20 protein-coding genes are annotated in these 17,896 nt (G+C 70.5%); 11 read left to right on the plus strand and 9 right to left on the minus strand.

Annotated features, from left to right (window positions below):
• Positions 1–78: 78 nt before the first annotated feature.
• Entirely contained in the window at positions 79–933 is an 855-nt protein-coding gene (locus tag FBY21_RS05370; RefSeq protein ID WP_142009223.1) for an SDR family oxidoreductase, read from the minus strand.
• 176 nt (positions 934–1,109) lie between these two features.
• On the opposite strand from FBY21_RS05370, the gene FBY21_RS05375 reads away from it, so the two are divergent.
• The 3 genes from FBY21_RS05375 to FBY21_RS29335 are packed head-to-tail and all read left to right on the plus strand — an operon-like array spanning position 1,110 to position 2,186.
• The gene (locus tag FBY21_RS05375; protein ID WP_142009225.1) at positions 1,110–1,625 is read left to right on the plus strand and encodes a DUF4142 domain-containing protein; all 516 of its coding nucleotides are present in this window, start codon (positions 1,110–1,112) and stop codon (positions 1,623–1,625) included.
• Positions 1,626–1,679: 54 nt separating this feature from the next.
• Positions 1,680–2,012, plus strand: a complete 333-nt coding sequence (locus FBY21_RS05380; RefSeq protein WP_142009228.1) for a four-helix bundle copper-binding protein — start codon at positions 1,680–1,682, stop codon at positions 2,010–2,012.
• Between the two features lie 24 nt (positions 2,013–2,036).
• Positions 2,037–2,186 carry a hypothetical protein gene (locus FBY21_RS29335; protein ID WP_160158565.1) on the plus strand — a complete coding sequence of 50 codons (150 nt, stop codon included), beginning with the start codon at positions 2,037–2,039 and terminating at the stop codon, positions 2,184–2,186.
• Positions 2,187–2,195: 9 nt separating this feature from the next.
• Here the strand turns inward: FBY21_RS29335 and FBY21_RS05385 are convergent, their stop codons facing one another.
• The gene (locus FBY21_RS05385) at positions 2,196–3,074 is read right to left on the minus strand and encodes a Ku protein (RefSeq protein ID WP_142009230.1); all 879 of its coding nucleotides are present in this window, start codon (positions 3,072–3,074) and stop codon (positions 2,196–2,198) included.
• A 154-nt stretch (positions 3,075–3,228) separates the two neighbouring features.
• On the opposite strand from FBY21_RS05385, the gene FBY21_RS05390 reads away from it, so the two are divergent.
• From FBY21_RS05390 to ligD, 6 genes are all read left to right on the plus strand, one after another.
• Positions 3,229–3,657, plus strand: a complete 429-nt coding sequence (locus tag FBY21_RS05390) for a hypothetical protein (protein ID WP_142009232.1) — start codon at positions 3,229–3,231, stop codon at positions 3,655–3,657.
• A 1-nt stretch (position 3,658) separates the two neighbouring features.
• Entirely contained in the window at positions 3,659–4,756 is a 1,098-nt protein-coding gene (locus tag FBY21_RS05395) for a DUF3182 family protein (protein ID WP_142009235.1), read from the plus strand.
• Positions 4,743–5,513, plus strand: a complete 771-nt coding sequence (locus FBY21_RS05400; protein WP_074971388.1) for an alpha/beta hydrolase family protein — start codon at positions 4,743–4,745, stop codon at positions 5,511–5,513. Before FBY21_RS05395 ends, FBY21_RS05400 begins: the two co-directional genes overlap by 14 nt.
• A 101-nt stretch (positions 5,514–5,614) precedes the next feature.
• The gene (locus FBY21_RS05405; RefSeq protein WP_142009238.1) at positions 5,615–6,028 is read left to right on the plus strand and encodes a CBS domain-containing protein; all 414 of its coding nucleotides are present in this window, start codon (positions 5,615–5,617) and stop codon (positions 6,026–6,028) included.
• Positions 6,029–6,048: 20 nt separating this feature from the next.
• Positions 6,049–7,380 (plus strand): cation:proton antiporter, encoded by a 1,332-nt coding sequence (locus tag FBY21_RS05410; protein ID WP_142009240.1) that lies wholly within the window; start codon positions 6,049–6,051, stop codon positions 7,378–7,380.
• 64 nt (positions 7,381–7,444) lie between these two features.
• Positions 7,445–9,931 (plus strand): DNA ligase D, encoded by a 2,487-nt coding sequence (ligD, locus tag FBY21_RS05415; protein WP_142009243.1) that lies wholly within the window; start codon positions 7,445–7,447, stop codon positions 9,929–9,931.
• 6 nt (positions 9,932–9,937) lie between these two features.
• Here the strand turns inward: ligD and FBY21_RS05420 are convergent, their stop codons facing one another.
• Complete coding sequence (locus tag FBY21_RS05420; RefSeq protein ID WP_044403002.1) at positions 9,938–10,489, minus strand: ATP-dependent Clp protease proteolytic subunit; 552 nt, start codon at positions 10,487–10,489, stop codon at positions 9,938–9,940.
• A gap of 220 nt (positions 10,490–10,709) precedes the next feature.
• On the opposite strand from FBY21_RS05420, the gene FBY21_RS05425 reads away from it, so the two are divergent.
• Entirely contained in the window at positions 10,710–11,192 is a 483-nt protein-coding gene (locus FBY21_RS05425; RefSeq protein WP_142009246.1) for a MarR family winged helix-turn-helix transcriptional regulator, read from the plus strand.
• Positions 11,193–11,205: 13 nt separating this feature from the next.
• Here FBY21_RS05425 and FBY21_RS05430 read toward each other — a convergent pair whose 3' ends face one another.
• Both FBY21_RS05430 and FBY21_RS05435 read right to left on the minus strand, forming a co-directional pair.
• Entirely contained in the window at positions 11,206–12,117 is a 912-nt protein-coding gene (locus FBY21_RS05430) for a response regulator (protein WP_142009248.1), read from the minus strand.
• 3 nt (positions 12,118–12,120) lie between these two features.
• Entirely contained in the window at positions 12,121–13,422 is a 1,302-nt protein-coding gene (locus FBY21_RS05435) for a sensor histidine kinase (protein WP_142009251.1), read from the minus strand.
• Between the two features lie 189 nt (positions 13,423–13,611).
• On the opposite strand from FBY21_RS05435, the gene blaPOM reads away from it, so the two are divergent.
• Complete coding sequence (gene blaPOM, locus FBY21_RS05440; protein WP_142009254.1) at positions 13,612–14,472, plus strand: POM family subclass B3 metallo-beta-lactamase; 861 nt, start codon at positions 13,612–13,614, stop codon at positions 14,470–14,472.
• A gap of 38 nt (positions 14,473–14,510) precedes the next feature.
• Here the strand turns inward: blaPOM and phnE are convergent, their stop codons facing one another.
• Genes phnE through FBY21_RS05460 form a run of 4 tightly spaced genes read right to left on the minus strand, consistent with a single transcriptional unit; the run spans position 14,511 to position 17,741 of the window.
• Positions 14,511–15,278, minus strand: coding sequence for a phosphonate ABC transporter, permease protein PhnE (gene phnE, locus FBY21_RS05445; RefSeq protein WP_074971395.1), 768 nt, complete (start codon positions 15,276–15,278; stop codon positions 14,511–14,513).
• A complete protein-coding gene (locus FBY21_RS05450) occupies positions 15,275–16,102 on the minus strand; it encodes a PhnE/PtxC family ABC transporter permease (protein WP_142009256.1) in 828 nt (275 codons plus the stop codon). Before FBY21_RS05450 ends, phnE begins: the two co-directional genes overlap by 4 nt.
• Positions 16,096–16,893: a phosphonate ABC transporter ATP-binding protein gene (locus FBY21_RS05455; RefSeq protein ID WP_074971396.1), complete on the minus strand. Its 798-nt coding sequence runs from the start codon at positions 16,891–16,893 to the stop codon at positions 16,096–16,098. Before FBY21_RS05455 ends, FBY21_RS05450 begins: the two co-directional genes overlap by 7 nt.
• Positions 16,890–17,741 carry a putative selenate ABC transporter substrate-binding protein gene (locus tag FBY21_RS05460; RefSeq protein WP_107331887.1) on the minus strand — a complete coding sequence of 284 codons (852 nt, stop codon included), beginning with the start codon at positions 17,739–17,741 and terminating at the stop codon, positions 16,890–16,892. Before FBY21_RS05460 ends, FBY21_RS05455 begins: the two co-directional genes overlap by 4 nt.
• Positions 17,742–17,896 lie beyond the last annotated feature (155 nt).

Here is a 17,896-nt window from a genome sequence, read left to right on the forward strand (position 1 = left end):
GGATGACCCTCCTCTGCTGAGTCCTGGTGTTTCGGGTCGCACGGGGCGGTCCGGGTTCAGACTTTCCGCCCCGGCGGCCTAGCCGTTGACCACCGTCCCGCCGTTCACGTGCAGCACCTGGCCGCTGACGTAGGAGGCATCCTCGCTGGCCAGGTACACGTAGGCCGGCGCCACCTCGGCCGGCTGCCCGGGGCGTCCCATGGGGGTGTCGGCGCCGAAGCGCGCCACCTGCTCGGCGGTGAAGGTGGAGGGGATCAGCGGCGTCCAGATCGGCCCCGGCGCCACCCCGTTCACGCGGATGCCCCGGCTCGCCAGGTTCAGCGCCAGGGAGCGGGTGAAGGCGGTGATCGCCCCCTTGGTGGAGGAGTAGTCCAGCAGCGACGGGTTGCCCTTGTAGGCCGTGATGGAGGTGGTGTTGATGATGCTCGCCCCCTGCCCCATGTGCGGCAGTGCCGCCTTGGTGAGCTGGAACATGCCGAGGATGTTGGTGCGGAAGGTGCGCTCCCAGGTGGCTTCCTCCAGGGCCTCCAGGCCCTCGCAGGGATGCTGCTCGCCGGCGTTGTTCACCAGCACGTCGAGGCGCCCCCAGGTGTCCAGCACGTCCGCCACCACCTGCCGGCAGAACTCGCCATCGGCCACGTCGCCGGCCCGGGTGATGACCTGGCCGCCCTGGCGCGCCACCGCCTCGGCGGTCTCGCGGGCGTCGTCCTCCTCGTCGAGGTAGACCAGCGCCACCTGGGCGCCCTCGGCAGCGAAATGCACCGCCACGGCGCGGCCGATGCCGCTGTCGCCACCGGTGATCAGTGCCACCTTGCCGGCCAGCTTGCCGGCGGCCTTGTAGCGTTCGGAGAAGTACTCCGGCAGCGGGTGCATGGCGTCCTCGCGGCCGGGCTGTTTGTCCTGGTGCTGGGGGGGAAGGGTCTGCTCGCTCATGGGGTTCTCCCTGTGGCCTGTGCTTGCCCCGGCGGTCGCCGGGCGTTCACAGGGTGGGAAACCCCTCACCGGCTTAGGTTCGACCTGTCTGGACGAACCGCCCGGGACATTCCCTTGAACTTGTCCGCGCCTGCCCGCTTCTACCGACCGTCATCACCCACCACGGAGACACCGCCATGACCCATCCCCTGAGACACCTGATGTTCGCCCTGCTCGCTGCTTTCGTCGCCTTCGGCGGCACCGCCCGCGCCGCCAACACCGTCGACCCGCAGGACTTCGTCGACCGCGCCTCCGAGTCCGGCATCGCCGAGGTGGAGGCCGGCAAGCTCGCCGAGAAGAAGGCCAAGCACCCGCAGGTCAAGGCCTTCGCCGAGATGATGGTCAAGGACCACACCGCCGCGAATGCCGAACTCAAGCAACTGGCCGCCACGCTGAAACTGAAGACCGCCGATGACGCCAGCCTGATGGAACAGGCCAAGGCCAAGCTGCTGGAGATGCGTGACGACTCCTTCGACAAGGCCTACGCCGAGAACCAGGTCAAGGCCCACCAGGAAGCCGTCGAGCTGTACCGCAAGGCCGCCCAGTCCGACCAGGCCCAGCTGCGCGACTTCGCCCAGAAGCTGCTGCCCAAGCTACAGGCTCACCTGGAGCAGGCCGAGCGCCTGGTCAAGGAACTGCAGACCGACCAGTAACCGTCCGGCCGCTGGCTCGCCCAGCGGCCCTTTACCCCTGAACGGAGCCAGACCATGACTGAACTCAACCGCTTCCAGACCTGCATCTCCGCCTGCAACGCCTGCGCCGTCGCCTGTGAAACCTGCGCCACGGCCTGCCTCAGTGAGCAACACGCCCAGCAGATGACCCGCTGCATCCAGCTCTGCCGGGACTGCGCCGACCTCTGCCACCTGTGCGCCACGCTGATGATCCGCGGCAGCGAGTTCGCTCCGGGCCTGTGCCAGGTGTGCCGCGCCGCCTGCACGGCCTGCGCCGAGGCGTGCCAGCAGCACAACAGCCAGCACTGCCAGGAATGCGCCCAGGCCTGCCAGCGCTGCGCCGACGAATGCGAACGCATGGCCGCCTGAAGCCCGCCTGCAAGGAGTTCCCCCATGAGTGCCCAGCAACCGCATGCCCCGAGCACCGAAGAACCGATCCTCGACGACCCCGGCAACGAAGACCCGGGCTCCCAGCTCGACCGTGGCGACCCGCCGGTGGAACCGACGCCCCGTCAGGCCCCGCCCGAGGACGCGCCGCGTTGAGCCACGCCCTCAGGCCTTGCGCCGGCGCGGCCGGCTGGCGTCGTCCTTCGCCGCCTTGGCCGGGGCACGCTTGCGCGGTGCCTTGGCCGGCGCGGCCTTCTCGCTCTTTTCCGGCTTCGCCCCCTTGCCGCCCAGGCTGCGCCGCAGCAGCTCGGTGAGGTCGATGATGTCCGCGCCCTGGGGCGCCTCCTCGTCCGGCCGCTCAACCCGTTCCACATGGCCCTCCTGGGCCTTCTGTTCCACCAGCTCCATCACCTTCTCGGTGAAGGTGTCGCGGTAGTCGTCCGGCTGCCAGTCCTGGGTCATGTCCTCGATCAGCCGCTTGGCCATCGCCAGCTCGGTCACCTCGCTGCCCAGGTCGAGGATGCCCAGGCCCTTCACATCCGCCGGCCAGCGCAGCGTCACCAATACCAGCGCCGACTCTTGGGGCATCACCGCCGCCAGGTACTGGCGGGTGCGCAACACCACCTCCGCCAGGGCCACCTTGCCGCTGGCCACCAGGGACTCGCGCAGCAGCGCATAGACCTTGCCACTGCGCCGGTCGGGGCTCAGGTAATAGGGCGTGTCGATGTTCTGCAGCGGGATCTGCCCGGCATCCACGAAGGCGAAGATGTTGATGGTCCGCGTCGCACGCGGGTGCGCCTGCTGGATCTCCTCCTCGCTCAGCACCACGTACTCGCCGGGGGCGTGCTCCACCCCCTTGACGATGTGCTCGCGGGGCACCTCCTTGCCGGTGACCTTGTTCACCCGGCGGTAGCCCACCGGCTCCATGGAACGGTCGTCCAGCCAGTCGAAATCCACCCCGCCGGAGCTGCTGGCGGACACCAGGTCCACCGGGATGTGCACCAGCCCGAAGCTGATCGCCCCTTTCCAGATCGCGCGTGCCATGGGCTTCTCCTTCGTCATGCCGTCTTTCGATGACCGGCCCGCACGGCAGAAAGTTTCCCCTGGCGCAGGCGCCCGTGCCGCCCATCAAACACCCTGAACTCCCGGCGCGTACCGCTGCTCACAACCCAGGTACGGACGCCAAGGAGACACCGCCATGCGCCGCCTTCCCCTGCTCCTGCTGCTCGGCTGCCTGCCCGCCGGGCTCGCCCTCGCCGAGGGCTGCCACGTCAACAGCCGCACCTCCAGCGCTGCGGTCACCGGCATCGAGACCGAGAGCTGCTACGAATTCGTCGGCATGCCGGCAGAGGCGCTGGACTGGTCCTGCAGCAACGAGAGCAAGGACATGACCAGCACCCGCAAGCAGCGGGTCGCCCAGTGCCCCGGCGGCGAGCAGGCCCGCTGCGACGCCCCGCTGGACCAGGAGAGCCTGGCCAGCCCACGCGCCAGTGCCCGCGGGCCGGACACGGCACGCCCGGCGGTGCCGAACGATGCCCGCGTGCTCACCCGCTACTACCAGATGACCGACCTCGGCCAGGTGCGCACCGATTGCGAGAAGAGCGGCGGCCGCTGGCAGGAGCAATGACATGGCCTGCCCTGCCGACGTGCGCCTGCTGCGCAGTGGTACCCCCCTGGCCGAGCACGAAGCCTGCGTGCACCGTCTGCTCGGCGGACGCCTGGCGCGCCTGCTGGGCTGCCCCTTCGACCCCGCGCCCATCACCCAGGTCGAGGAGCCCGGGCGGCACTACCTGCTGCCCGACGACACCCTGGTGGGCCCGACCCAGCGTCACGGCCTGAGCCACATCGGGCAGCTCTTCGGCGGCTGGGTCGCCGAGCCCTTCATGGCCACCAAGGCCATCGGCCATCCCCTCGCGGGTCCTGGCGCCCAGGCGCCACGGGGCTGGTCCGACGCCTTCGCCGAACAGGCCGGGGATGCCGTGCTGGAGGGCTTCAGCGTGTTCAGCCCGGAGGACGCCCGGCGCGCCGGGCAGCGCCTGCTGGAACGCGGCCCGCTGCGGGCCAAACCGGTGCGCGCCAAGGCCGGTCGCGGCCAGCAGGTGATCCGCCAGCTGGCGGAACTGGACGCCCTGGTGGCGCAGCTGCCGACCGATGAACTGGCCACCTGGGGCCTGGTGCTGGAAGAGCAACTGGAGGACGTGGCGACCTACAGCGTCGGCCAGGTGGAGGTGAACGGCCTGTTGGCCAGCTACCACGGCGTGCAGCACCTGACCCGCGACGGCGCCGGCGAGCCGGTCTACGGCGGCTCGGACCTGTACCTGGTGCGCGGCGGCTACGACGCGCTGCTGGCCGAGCCGCTGCCGGCCTCGATACGCCTGGCGGTGCAACAGGCCCGGCGCTACGAAGAGGCCGCCCTGCACAGCTACCCCGACCTGCTCGCCTCGCGCCGCAACTACGACGTGGCGCGCGGGCGCAATGCCGAAGGCCAGTGGCGCTCCGGGGTGCTGGAGCAATCCTGGCGGGTGGGCGGAGCCAGTGCGGCGGAGGTCTTCGCCCTGGAACTGTTCGACGCGGAGCCGGCGTGTCGGCGGGTCCACGCCCGCACCCGGGAAACCTATGGCGAGCCCCGGGTGCCGGCCGACGCCTGGGTGCTCTTCGACGGCGAGGTGCCCGGGCTGGGGCGCCTGTGCAAATACGTGGAGGTAATCGCTGATGACCGCCCATAGCCAGGCCCTGGAAATCATCGTCGAGGGCCAGCCCCTGTGCGGCACCCTGCTCTCCCCCGAGGCCCGCGTGCCGGGCATCCTCTTCGTCCACGGCTGGGGCGGCAGCCAGCAACGCGACCTGGCGCGGGCCAAGGGCATCGCCGGGCTCGGCTGCGTGTGCCTGACCTTCGACCTGCGCGGCCACGAGCGCACCGCCGAGGCCAAGGCCAGCGTCACCCGCGAGCAGAACCTGGCCGACATCCTCGCGGCCTACGACCGGCTGGCGGCACACCCGGCGGTCAACCCCGAGGCCATCGCGGTGATCGGCAGCAGCTACGGCGGCTACCTGGCCACCTTCCTCACCACCCGACGCCCGGTGAAGTGGCTGGCCCTGCGGGTGCCGGCCCTGTACTGGGACGAGGAATGGGACCGCCCCAAGCAGTCCCTCGACGTGGCCCGCCTGGCGCGCTACCGGCGCCTGCCCTGGAACCCCGACGAAAACCTCGCGCTGAAGGCCTGCGCCGCCTTCACCGGCGACGTGCTGCTGGTGGAGTCGGAGCACGACAGCTACGTCCCGCACATGACGCTGATGAGCTACCGCGCTGCCTTCGAGCAGGCCCACTCCCTCACCCATCGCATCCTCGATGGCGCCGACCACGCCCTCAGCGAGGACCATCACCAGCAGGCCTACACGCGCATCCTCACCAACTGGATCAGCGAGATGGTCATCGGCGCACGGGTCGGCGCCTACCCGCACCACTCCTCCCGCTATTCCTGAGCCACGCCGGGACGAATGAACCTGAACGCGTGCCCCACACACCAGTCGACTGATCTGCGGCCCGGCATCCCGCCGGGCCTCTCCCACACAGGAGAACCACCATGAAGATCAGCGAAATCATGACCCGCAACGTCCAGACCCTGACCCCCGACAGCAGCCTGCGCGAGGCCGCCTCGCTCATGGGGCGCATCGACAGTGGCGCCCTGCTGGTGAACGACGGCGACCGCCTGGTGGGCATGGTCACCGACCGCGACATCACCGTACGCGGCGTGGCCGCCGGCCTGGATGCCGAGGCACCGGTGCGCGAGGTGATGAGCAGCGAAATCCGCTACTGCTTCGAAGACGAGGACGTGCAGCACGTGGCCGAGAACATGGCGCAGATCCAGCTGCGCCGCCTGCCGGTGCTCAACCGTGAGAAGCGCCTGGTGGGCGTTGTGTCCCTGGGCAACATTGCCGCCTGCCGCAGCGAGCGTGCCAGCGCCACCGTGCTGCAGGGCGTGGCCCGCGCCCACTGAGCCCGTGCGGAGCCCGGCCTGTGAGCTTCTCGCAATGGCTGCTGGTCCTGGGCGGCCTGCTGCTGATCCTCGGGCTGGCCTCTGCCTACGTGCGCCTGCTGCCGATCACCACCTCGGCCCTGTACCTGGGCTTCGGGCTGCTGATCGGCCCCCTGGGGCTGGGCCTCTGGCAGCAGGACCTGCCCCAGGTTCGCACCTGGCTCGGGCACCTGGTGGAGGTGGCCGTGCTTGTGTCGCTGTTCCTCGCCGGGCTGCGCCTGCGCCTGCCGTTGAATGCCCGCCAGTGGCGCCCGGCCTGGCTGCTGGCCGGGCCGGTGCTGGTGGCCACCGTCCTGGTGTTCGCGCTCCTGCTGCAGGCGCTGCTGGGCCTGGACTTCGGCTTCTGCCTGCTGCTGGCGGCGATCCTCTCGCCCACTGACCCGGTGCTGGCCAACCTGATCCAGGTGAACCACGCCAGCGACACCGACCCGATGCGCTTCGCCCTCACCGGCGAGGCCGGGCTGAACGACGGCATCGCCTTCCCCTTCGTGATGCTCGGCCTGCTGTTCCTCCAGGGCCCCGGCCTGCCCGGGCAGGCCACCTGGCTGCACTGGCTGGCCAACGACGTGCTCTGGGCGGTGCCGGTGGGGCTGCTGGTGGGGTTCGGCTTCGGCCGCGCGGTGGGGCGCGGGGTGATCCGCCTGCGCGCCCGCCACACCGAGACCGCCGTGTCGCCGAACGATTTCATCGCCCTGGCGGTGATCGCCCTGTCCTACGTGCTGGCCGAGGCGTTGGGCGGCTGGGGCTTTCTCAGCACCTTCGCCGCCGGGCTCGGCATGCGCCACGCCGAGGCCCGCGCCAGCGGCCCGGTACCGGCCGAGGAGTCGGCGCGCCAGGGCGAGCTGCGCGAGGACAGCCACACCCAGGCGCTGATCGAGTTCGGCGAGGACCCGGCGCGCCACCCGCAGATCGCCGCCAGCGCGTTGATGGTGGACATCCAGGCCTTCGGCAACCTGCTCGAACGCATCCTCGAAGTGCTGCTGGTGACGGTGCTCGGTGCCCTGCTCGCCCAGCACTGGCGCTGGGAAGCGGTGCCGGTGGCGTTGCTGCTGTTCGTCGGCGTGCGCCCGCTGATGGTGGCGCTGCTGCTGGGTCGCCACGGCATTCCCCGGTCCCAGCGGTACCTGGTGGGCTGGTTCGGCATACGCGGCATCGGCAGCCTGTACTACCTGTGCTTCGCCCTGGCCCATGCGCCCCAGGCGCTGGACCAGGACCGCCTCGGCGACCTGGTGCTGAGCGTGGTGGCGCTGAGCATCCTGCTCCATGGGCTGTCGATCCAGCCGCTGCTCAAGCGCTTCCACCCCGATCCCTGACCGCTCGCGAAGCGACCTGAACCTTCCGCCCCGCCGGCCACTCCCCTGCACAGGAGGACCTGCCATGAGCGACGCCCTGAACGACTACGCCCGCAAGCGCGATTTCGACGCCACCCCCGAGCCCGGCACCTCCGCGCGCCGGCGCGGCAAGAAGGCGGCCGGGCACGCGCTGCGCTACTGCATCCAGAAGCACGATGCGACGCGCCTGCACTACGACTTCCGCCTGGAGCTGGAGGGCACCCTGAAGAGCTGGGCGGTGCCCAAGGGCCCGAGCCTGGACCCGGCCGCCCGGCGCCTGGCCATCCACGTGGAGGATCACCCGCTGGACTACGCCGACTTCGAAGGCCACATCCCTGAGGGTCACTACGGCGCGGGCGATGTGATCGTCTGGGACCGGGGCGTATGGATTCCCCAGGGCGACCCGGTGGCCGGCTACCGTGCCGGGCGCCTGCGCTTCGAACTGCAGGGCGAGAAGCTCGCCGGCCAGTGGAACCTGGTGCGCACCCAGCTGCCGGGCAAGCAGGAACAATGGTTCCTGATCAAGCACCGGGACGCGGCGGCCCACCCCGAGAGCGAGCTGAGCATCACCGAATCACGCCCGGACAGCGTGCTCAGCGAGCGCCGCCTGGTGCCCCGCGAGGCCAGGACCCAGGCCCTGCGCACCCGGCGCAAGGCGGCCAAGCCCAAGGCCGCCGCCCTGCCCGCGCAGCTCAAGCCGCAGCTGGCCACCTTGGTGGACCGTCCACCGGCCGGGGACTGGCACTACGAGGTGAAGTTCGACGGCTACCGCCTGCTGGCCCGCCTCGATCACGGCCAGGTGCAGCTGTTCACCCGCAACGGCCATGACTGGACCGCCCGCCTGCCGGCCCAGGCCCGGGCCCTGTCACGCCTCCCGGTGGACGAGGCCTGGCTGGACGGCGAAGTGGTGGTGATGGACGAGGACGGCCAGCCCGACTTCCAGGCCCTGCAGAACGCCTTCGAGGTGGGCCGCAGCGAGGCGACGCTGTACTACCTCTTCGACCTGCTGCACCTCAACGGCAGCGACCTGCGCGAGACGCCGCTGGAGCAGCGCCGGGAAGCCCTGGCGCAGCTGCTGGAGCCGCTCGACGAGGACGGTCTGCTGCGCTATTCCCAGTCCTTCACGGAACCCGCCGAGGCGGTGCTCGACAGCGCCTGCCGGCTGGGCCTGGAGGGCCTGATCGGCAAGCGCGCCGGCAGCCTCTACGCGGGCCGGCGCAGCAGCGACTGGATCAAGCTCAAGTGCAAGCGCCGGCAGGAATTCGTCATCGTCGGCTACACCGAGCCCAAGGGCAGCCGCTCGCATTTCGGTGCCCTGCTGCTGGCGCTGCACGATGCCCACGGCGAACTGCGCTACGCCGGCAAGGTGGGCACCGGCTTCGACCAGGCCGTGCTCGCCCGCGTGCATGCCCGGCTCAAGACCCTGAAGACGCGCCAGCCGGCCTGCACCCAGCCGCCGCGCGGGGCCGAGGCGCGAGGCGTGCACTGGCTGCGCCCGGAGGCGCTGGCGGAAGTGGCCTTCGCCGAGATGACCCGTGAAGGCATCGTGCGCCAGGCGGTGTTCAAGGGCCTGCGGGAGGACAAGCCGGCCCGCGCCATCACCCGCGACGAGCCCGTCGCGACCCAGCGCCTGCAGGGCGAGGAGACGGCCAGTTCGGCGGCCGTGCGCATCACCCACCCGCAGCGGGTGATCGACCCGGCCAGCGGCCTGACCAAGGGCGATGTGGCCCGGTACTACGAAACCATCGCCCCCTGGCTGCTGCCGCACCTGGCCCAGCGCCCGGTGGCGCTGCTGCGGGTGCCGGAAGGCATCGAGGGCGAGCAGTTCTTCCAGAAGAACCCGGGCAGCCTGGGCACCCAGGCCATCGGCGTGCTGGACAAGGCCCGCGCCGGCCAACCGGGCCTGCTGCTGGACAGCCCCGAGGCGCTGCTCGGTGCCGTGCAGATGGGCACCCTGGAGCTGCACACCTGGAATGCCACCACCGCCGACCTGGCGCACCCCGACCGCTTCGTGCTGGACCTCGACCCGGACCCAGCCTTGCCCTGGAAGACCATGCTGGAGGCCACCGAGCTGACCCTGGCGGTGCTCGACGAACTGGGCCTGCGGGCCTTCCTCAAGACCAGCGGCGGCAAGGGCGTGCACCTGATCGTGCCCCTGGCTCCGAAGCACGACTGGGACACGGTGAAAGCCTTCAGCCAGGGCATCACCCAGCACATGGCGCGCAACCTGCACCAGCGCTTCGCGGCCAAGTCCGGCCCGCGCAACCGGGTCGGGCGCATCTTCATCGACTACCTGCGCAATGGCGCCGGCGCCACCACCGTCTGCGCCTACTCCCTGCGGGCGCGGGAGGGGCTGCCGGTATCGGTGCCGGTGAGCTTCGAGGAGCTGGCGACCCTCAGGAATGCCCAGGCCTGGTCCCTGCGCACCCTGCACAAGCGCCTGGACGACCTGGGCGAAGACCCCTGGCGGGACCTGCCCGGTACCCGCCAGCGCCTGACCGTGGCGATGCGCCGCAAGCTGGGCCTGGCGTAGCCGGGCTCAGCTGTGCACGCACCAGTTGACCGCCTCGGTGGGCATGCCGAGGCAGTCCACCTCGTGGATCAGCCCGGCGGCCAGGGCCTCGTCGACGTTGAAGATCTTCGGCGCGGCGGTCAGGCAGGCCAGCACGTCGATGGGCACCCGGGCGCCGTCGGTACGTGCCTGGACGATGGCGTCGTACAGGTGCAGGTCGTAGTCCAGGCTCATGGCGTACTCGGACATGCGCGCATGGTCCACCGCGCCGTTGAGGGTCCAGTGGAAGGGATGGAACAGGAACTTGCTGTACGGGCAGGCCGTGCGCCGCTCGCCGGCCAGGAAGATGATGTTGCCCATGGACTCCACCGTGCCCAGGTTGTGGGTCTTCACCGGCACCGGCAGCGAGACGAGGAAGTTGTACAGAGAGAACCCGTAGCTGCATTCCCCGCCCATGGTGGCGATCTTGATGATCAGTTCGTCCGCCCCCTGCTGGATCGCCTGGGAGCATTTGTCGATCAGCTGGCCGCACGTGTGCGAGTTGATCGGCGCCGTGAAGTGCACCACATGGCTTCTCATCCCGTCCTCCTCCGCAGTCGCCCCGCATCCACGCGGGTTCGCTGCCGTCCCGGCCCGGACCGCGCGTCCGGGCCCCTTCTGGATGGAGTGACGCGGGTCGCCCAGGGTTCCCCCCCAATTGGCCGCCGGGCCGGGGCAACGTGCGCAGGTGGCTGGCGGAAGCGGCGCGATGCACGCAAAATGCATAGCGCTATTAACTAATTCTGCCGAGTGAGACCCCATGGCCCGACGTGCCGCCACCCCCGCCGACACTGCAATCGAAACCGCAGAGCCCGCCGTGCTCGACACTTCCCTGGATGAACTGATTGGCTACGCCATGCGCCGCGCCCAGCTGAAGGTCTTCCAGCACCTGGTGAACAAGCTGGCGGTGCATGACCTGCGCCCGGCGCAATTCTCGGCGATGGCGATCATCGACCAGAACCCGGGGCTGATGCAGGCGGACCTGGCCCGTGCCCTGGCCATCGAGCCGCCGCAACTGGTGCCCTTGCTGAACAAGCTGGAGGCCCGTGCGCTGGCGGTGCGGGTGCGCTGCAAGCCGGACAAGCGCTCCTACGGGATCTTCCTCAGCAAGACCGGCGAGCAGCTGCTGAAGGACCTCAAGCAGGTCGCGGCGGAAAGCGACATCGAGTCCACCAGCGCCCTGAACGACGCCGAGCGGGACACCCTCCTGCAGCTGCTGCGCAAGGTCTATCGCGGCAGCTGATGCAGCGCCTGCCTCAGGCGCTGAGGCGCTCCCGCAGCCGGCCGAGCATGCCCAGCAGGCTCCCCACACGCTCCTTCTCCCGCGCCTCGCGCGGCAGTTCGGCCTGCCGCGCCGGCACCTGGGCTGGCTGCTCGCGCCAGTTGCGCGCCTGCTCGGCAGCCGCCTTCAGGCCCTTCTCGAACAGCCCCCGGCGGATCGGCTTGGGCAGGTAGCGGAAGATCTGCGCCTCGTTCACCAGTTGCAGCAGCGCCTGGGTGTCGCGGAACGGCGTCACCACCAGGCTGAGCAGGCGCGGGTGGGCCTGGGCCAGTGACTTGAGCAGCGGCGCGGTGTCTTCGCCGCCGCAGCGCAGGTCGCTTACCAGCAGGTCGGCGCCCTCCTCGTTCAGCAGGCCGATGGCCTCGGTGAGGCTGCGGGCCCGCAGCAGGCGGTGGCCGCCGGCCATGCAGAAGTCGGCCACGCTGGCCAGGGTCTCCGGGTCTTCGTCCAGCAGCAGCACGCTCAGGCCACGGGGTTCGGCGCTGGGTGCGCTGGCCGAGGCGGCCTGCGGGTGGGCGGCGATCTCCGCCGCTTGGCGCAGGGTGAAGGCCATTTCCTGCGGGTCCCAGGGTTTGGTCAGGTAGCGGAAGATGCCGCCGCTGTTCAGCGCCTCCACCGCCGCATCCAGGTCGGAGTAGCCGGTGAGCAGGATGCGCAGGCAGTCCGGGGCGATCTCGCGGGCCTGGGTCAGCAGCTCGGCGCCGTTCATCTGCGGCATGCGCTGGTCGCTGACCACGATGTGGAAGGTCTCCCGCGCCAGGCGCTCCAGGGCGCGCAGCGGGTCGCTCTCGGTGACCACCTGGTAGTCCCGGCGGAACTGCATGGCCAGGCTGCGCAGGATGCGCTCCTCGTCGTCGACGAACAGGATGCGGATGGCGGATGTCATGGCTCAGGCACTCCGTTTCAGGGCGCGGGCCTGCGCAGTCGGCAGGCGGATGAGGAAGCGCGTGCCGCGCCCCAGTTCAGAGGCCACGCGGATGCTGCCGCCGTGGTCCTGGATGATCTTGTAGCTGATGGACAGGCCCAGGCCGGTGCCCTCGCCCACCGGCTTGGTGGTGAAGAACGGGTCGAAGATGCGCCGGGCCACCTCGGGTGCCATGCCGCAGCCGCTGTCCTGCACCGAGACGCACACCCAGTCGCCTTCGGCCCAGCTGCGGATCTGGATGCGGCCGTGGCCGACCATGGCCTGGGCGGCGTTGGTCAGCAGGTTGAGCAGCACCTGGTTGATCTGCGAGGGCGCGGCGCTGACGGCGGGCAGTTCGCCCAGGCCCAGCACCACCTCGGCCTTGTCCTTGATGTGGTTGCGGGCGATCAGCAAGGCGCTGCGCACGCAGTCGTTGAGGTCCACGGCCTCGTCCATGGCGCGGTCGAGCCGGGCGAAGTCCTTCAGCCCCACCACCAGCTCGCCGATCTGGCCGAGGCCGTAGAGGGTGTCGTCGAGCAGTTGCCGCAGGTCGTCCGCCAGTTGCTCGGGAGCGGCCTGCTCGCGCATGGCGGCGGCAGCCTCGAAGGCCTGGGCCAGGCGCGCTTCGTCGCAGGCCGGGTCGGCCAGGCAATCGGCCAGCGCGGCCTGGCTGCGGGCCAGCTCCACCAGCGGGGCGCTGAGCTGGTCGAGCAGCTGCACGTTGTTGCGCACGTAGCCCAGCGGGGTGTTCAGCTCATGGGCGACGCCGGCGACCATCTGCCCGAGGGAGGCCATCTTCTCCGACTGCACCAGCTGCGCCTGGGACTCCTTGAGGTCCACCAGGGCCTGGCGCAGCACCCGGTTGCGCTGGGCGATGCGCAGTTCCATGGCCTTGAGCAGGTCGAGCACGGTGCCGAGGCCGTGGTACAGGCCGTCGCCGTCCACCAGGATGAAGTCCTCGGTGATGGGGTACTGCAGGCCGGCGGTGACCTGCTTGGCGGCCTGCTCCAGGTTGCTGTCCAGGCTCAGCACCAGGGGCTCGGCGTTCATCACGTCGGCCACCGGGCGGCGGCCCCAGAGGTCGCGGCCGAAGCGCTGCATGAAGATGTCCTGCAGGGTGTAGCGGCTCACCAGGCCGATGGGCCGGCCGCCTTCCACCACCGGGAGGGACAGGAAGCGGCGATGCTCGGGAGCCAGCAGCTGGTCCGCCACGTCGCTGATGCTCAGGCTCGGCGGCAGCGCCGCCACCGGTCTGAGCAGGCGTTCCAGCGCGTTTTCGGCTGCCATTGGCGACTCCCCCGAGCCCGTTGATTGGCGGCCATTGAAGCAATATCAGGTTGCCATCCTGTGACAGCTGTCTCATTCGCGTTACAGGCCGCTGCGCGGCACGCGCCGACAGGCTGGCCAGTCGACAGGCATTGACCTGCGCGACCAGGCAGTCAGAATGGCGCCCCTTTATTTTCCGAGGACTGCCCCGTGCGTACCCTGACCACCCTCGGCCTTGCCCTGCTGCTGGCCCAACCCGCCATGGCCGCCCAGGCCGTCCTGCCGCAACTGCAGCCCTACACCGCCCCGGCCGCCTGGCTGACCCCGGTGGCACCGCTGCGCATCGCCGATAACACCTGGCATATCGGCACCGCCAGCATCACCGCGCTGCTGGTGAAGACGCCGGAAGGCGCCGTGCTGCTGGACGGCGGCATGCCCCAGGTGGCCGACCACCTGCTGGCCAACATGCGCGAGCTGGGTGTGGCACCGGGCGACCTCAAGCTGATCCTGCACAGCCACGCCCACATCGATCACGTGGGCCCGCTGGCCGCCATCAAGAAGGCCACCGGCGCGCAACTGGTGAGCAACGCCGAATCGGCCGTGCTGCTGCAACGCGGCGACAGCCAGGACATCCACTTCGGCGACGACATGGTCTTCGCCCCGGTGCAGGTGGACCGCCTGGTGCAGGACGGCGAAACGGTGGAACTGGGCGGCATGACCTTCACCGCCCACTTCACTCCCGGGCACACCCCCGGCAGCCTGAGCTGGACCTGGACCGACCGCCGCGACGGCAAGCCCCTGCGCATCGCCTACAGCGACAGCCTGAGCGCCCCCGGCTACAGCCTGTGGATGAACCCGCGCTTCCCGAAGATCGCCGAGGCCTTCCGCAGCGGCTTCGCCGCCGTCCGCGCCCTGCCCTGCGACCTGCTGATCACCCCCCACGCCGAGGCCAGCGGCTGGGACTACACCAACGCCGAACACCCCAACCCGTCACCCATGAGCTGCAAGGCCTACGCCGACAAGGCCGAGGCCGCCTTCGACGCGCAACTGAAGAAGCAGCGCGGCGGCTGAGGTCTCTGATGACGCAGGTGGTTTTCTAGAAGCGCCCTTCAGGCCCGTACCCAGCGCTGGCGCATGCGGTCACTGAGGGCGTCCACCAGCAGCACCAGGGCCAGCATGGCGAGGATCACGGTGCTGGCCTGGCGCTCCTGGAACAGGCTGAGGGTGGTGTAGAGCATCTGCCCCAGCCCGCCGGCGCCGACGAAGCCGAGCACGCTGGCCATGCGGATGTTGTTCTCCCAGCGGTACAGCATGTAGGCCAGCAACTGCGGCCAGAGGTTGGGCAGCGTGCCGTAGCAGAAGGCCGCCAGGTGGCTGCCGCCCTCCAGGCGGATCGCGTCGGCAGGCTCCGGCGGGGCGTTCTCCAGGGCCTCGGCGAACAGCCGGCCGAGCACCCCGGCGGTATGCGCCGCCAGGGCCAGGGCTCCGGCATTGGGGCCGAGGCCGGCCGCCAGCACCATCAGCGCCGCCCACACCAGCTCCGGAATGGCCCGCAGGGCATTGAGCAGCAGCCGCGCCAGGGCCTTGCCCGGCCAGCCGAAGCGCCCGGCGGCGGGCAGTGCCAGGAGCAGGCCGAGCAGCGCGGCCAGGAGCGTGCCCAGGCCGGACATGGCCAGGGTTTCCAGCGCCCCCCGGCCCACCGCCTGGAGGTGCTCCAGGCCCAGGTCCGGCCGCAGGAAGCGCAGGGCGTAGTCGGCCATCTGCCCGCCCACGCCCTCCCCCAGCAAGGCCTGGAGGTCGAGCCCGAGGTAGCGGAACGACCCCACCACGGCCGCCAGCAGGGCGAGGACGATGGCCAGGTCGATCACCCGCTTCATGCCAGCCTCCCGCGCAGCAGGCGGCTCAACTGGTCCGCCAGCCACACCAGCAGCAGGAAGGTCAGCAGCATGCTGGCCACCTCGGCACCGGCGAACATGCGCATCGACAGGTCGATCTGCTGGCCGAGCCCGCCGGCACCGACGAAGCCCATCACCACCGAGGCGCGCACGGCGCACTCCCAGCGGTACACGGTGTAGGACACCAGCTCGCCAGCGGCGCTGGGCAGGATGCCGTAGAAGAACGCCGACAGGCGCCCGGCACCGGCCTGCATCAGCGCATGGGCAGGCCGCTGGCCGACCGATTCGAAGATTTCCGCGTAGACCTTGCCGAGCATGCCGCTGTAGGTGATGGCGATGGCCAGCACCCCGGCGGTCGGCCCCAGGCCCACGGCGCGGACGAACAGCAGCGCCCAGACGATCTCCGGCACGCTGCGCAGGAACACCAGCAAGGCCCGCACCGGCCAGCGCAGCACCAGCCCGAGGGTGCTGGGTCGACCGCCGCGGGAGGCGGCCGACAGCGACAGCGCGCGGCTGGCCAGCAGGCTCATGGGCACCGCCAGCAGCAGCGCCAGGGCCATGCCGGCGGTGGCCACGGCGAGGGTCTGCAGGGTGGCGTCCAGCAGCAGCTCAAGGAACTCGGCGCCGTGGGCCGGCGGCCAGAACCCGGCCAGGAAGCCACCCATGGCCTGGCGGCTGTCGGCCTGGAACAGCACGCGCGGGTCCAGTTCGGCCAGGCGGACGCCCGGCCACAGCACCAGTACCGCCAGCAACCCCAGCAGCAGGCGCGGCAGGAAGGCCGGATCGCGGGTGTCGCGGCTCAGCATCGGGGGATCTGCACCGGGGCGGGGGCCGCGTCGGCGGCCTGTGGCGAGGCGATACCGGCGTTGGCGTAGAGCGCGTCCAGGCGTTCAGGGGTGACCTGGGCGGCCGGCAGGTCGAAGGCCAGGCGGCCGTCGCGCACGCCGATCACCCGGGGGAAGTGCGCCAGGGCCAGCTCCACGGCGTGCAGGCTGGCCACCAGGGTGACGCCACGCTCGCCGGCATGGCGGCAGAGGGTCTCCAGGGTGTGGTCGGCCAGCACCGGGTCCATGGCCGAGACCGGCTCGTCCGCCAGCAGCAGTTCGGGTTGCTGGTACAGCACACGGGCAATGCCGACGCGCTGCAACTGGCCGCCGGACAGCTGGCCGCACTGGGCGAAGAGCTTGTCCGCCAGGCCGAGGGTGGCCAGGGCCGCACGGGCACCGGGCACATCCCGTGGGTGCAGCAGGCTGGCCAGCCCGCGCAGGGTGCCCCAGCGCCCCAGGCGCCCAGCGAGCACGGCGGTGACCACCCGCTGGCGCGACGGCAGCGGCGGCGCCTGGTGGATCAGCCCGATGCGCGTGCGCAGGCGCTGGCGGGCGCGGCCCGAGAGGCGCCAGGGCGCCTCGCCGAGCAGCTCCACCGTGCCGCTGTCGGGTTGCAGGGCGGTGGCCAGGAGGTTGAGCAGGCTGGACTTGCCGGCCCCGGAGGGACCGATGACCGCCACCCGCTCGCCGGCCTCGATGTGCAGGTCGATGCCGTCCAGGGCGCGGACCTGGCCGAGGCGCAGGCCCACGCCGGTGAGGCGGACGGTCATTTCAGCAGTTCGGCGGCCCGGGCGGCCTCCTCGATGCCCTTGTAGTTCTCGGGCTGGGTCTCGATGAAGCGGCTGGCGGCCTGCAGGTCGAGGATCGCCTTGTGCTCCGGGTTGGCAGGGTCGAGGGCGAGGAAGGCGGCCTTGATCTTCTCGGCCAGGGCCGGGTCGAGGGTGCCGCGCACGGTCCAGTTGTAGTCGTAGTAGGTCGGCGTGGTGGAGAGCACGCGCACCTTGGCGGTGTCCACCTTGCCGGCGGCCACCAGCTTCTCCCAGACGCTGGCGTTGAGCACGCCGCCGTCCACCTTGCCGGCCTGGACCCAGGCCACGGTGGCGTCATGGGCACCGGAATAGGCCACGCGGCTGAAGTAGGTCTCGGGCTTGATGCCGTCCTTGAGCATGAAGAAGCGCGGCATCAGGCTGCCGGAGGTGGAGGACACCGAACCGAAGGCGAAGCTCTTGCCCTTGAGGTCGGCCAGGCTCTTCACCTCCGGGTTGGCGGTGATGAACTTGCTGGTGAACTGGGCGTCCTGCTCGCGCTGGACCAGGGGGATGGCATTGCCGGTCTTCAGGCGCACCTGGACGAAGGTGAAGCCGCCGAGCCAGGCCAGGTCCAGGCGGTCGGTGGCCAGCGCCTCGACCACCGCCGGGTAGTCGGCCACCGGCACGAACTGCACCTTCATGCCCAGTTGCTGCTCCAGGTAGGCGCCGAGCGGCTTGAACTTGCGCAGCAGCTCGGTGGGCGCTTCATCGGGGATGGCACTGACCCGCAGGGTTTCGGCGGCCTGCACGGCCAGGGCGGAACAGGACAGGGCAAGGCCGGCAACGAGGGCCAGGGTGCGCTTGAGCATGCTGATTCTCCGGTTCAATAGCGGAAGGATCGGGGGGAGATGGGCGGCCACTGCGGGCGCCGCGGCGGAATTATAGGAATCGCGGGCGCAAAGGCCAGCATTGCTGGGGCTTTCTATCTCGACTTTCAAAGCCCTTGGAGCCCCTTCCCGCCTCT

Source organism: Pseudomonas sp. SLBN-26 (genome assembly GCF_006715895.1).
Taxonomy (GTDB): Bacteria; Pseudomonadota; Gammaproteobacteria; order Pseudomonadales; family Pseudomonadaceae; genus Metapseudomonas; species Metapseudomonas otitidis.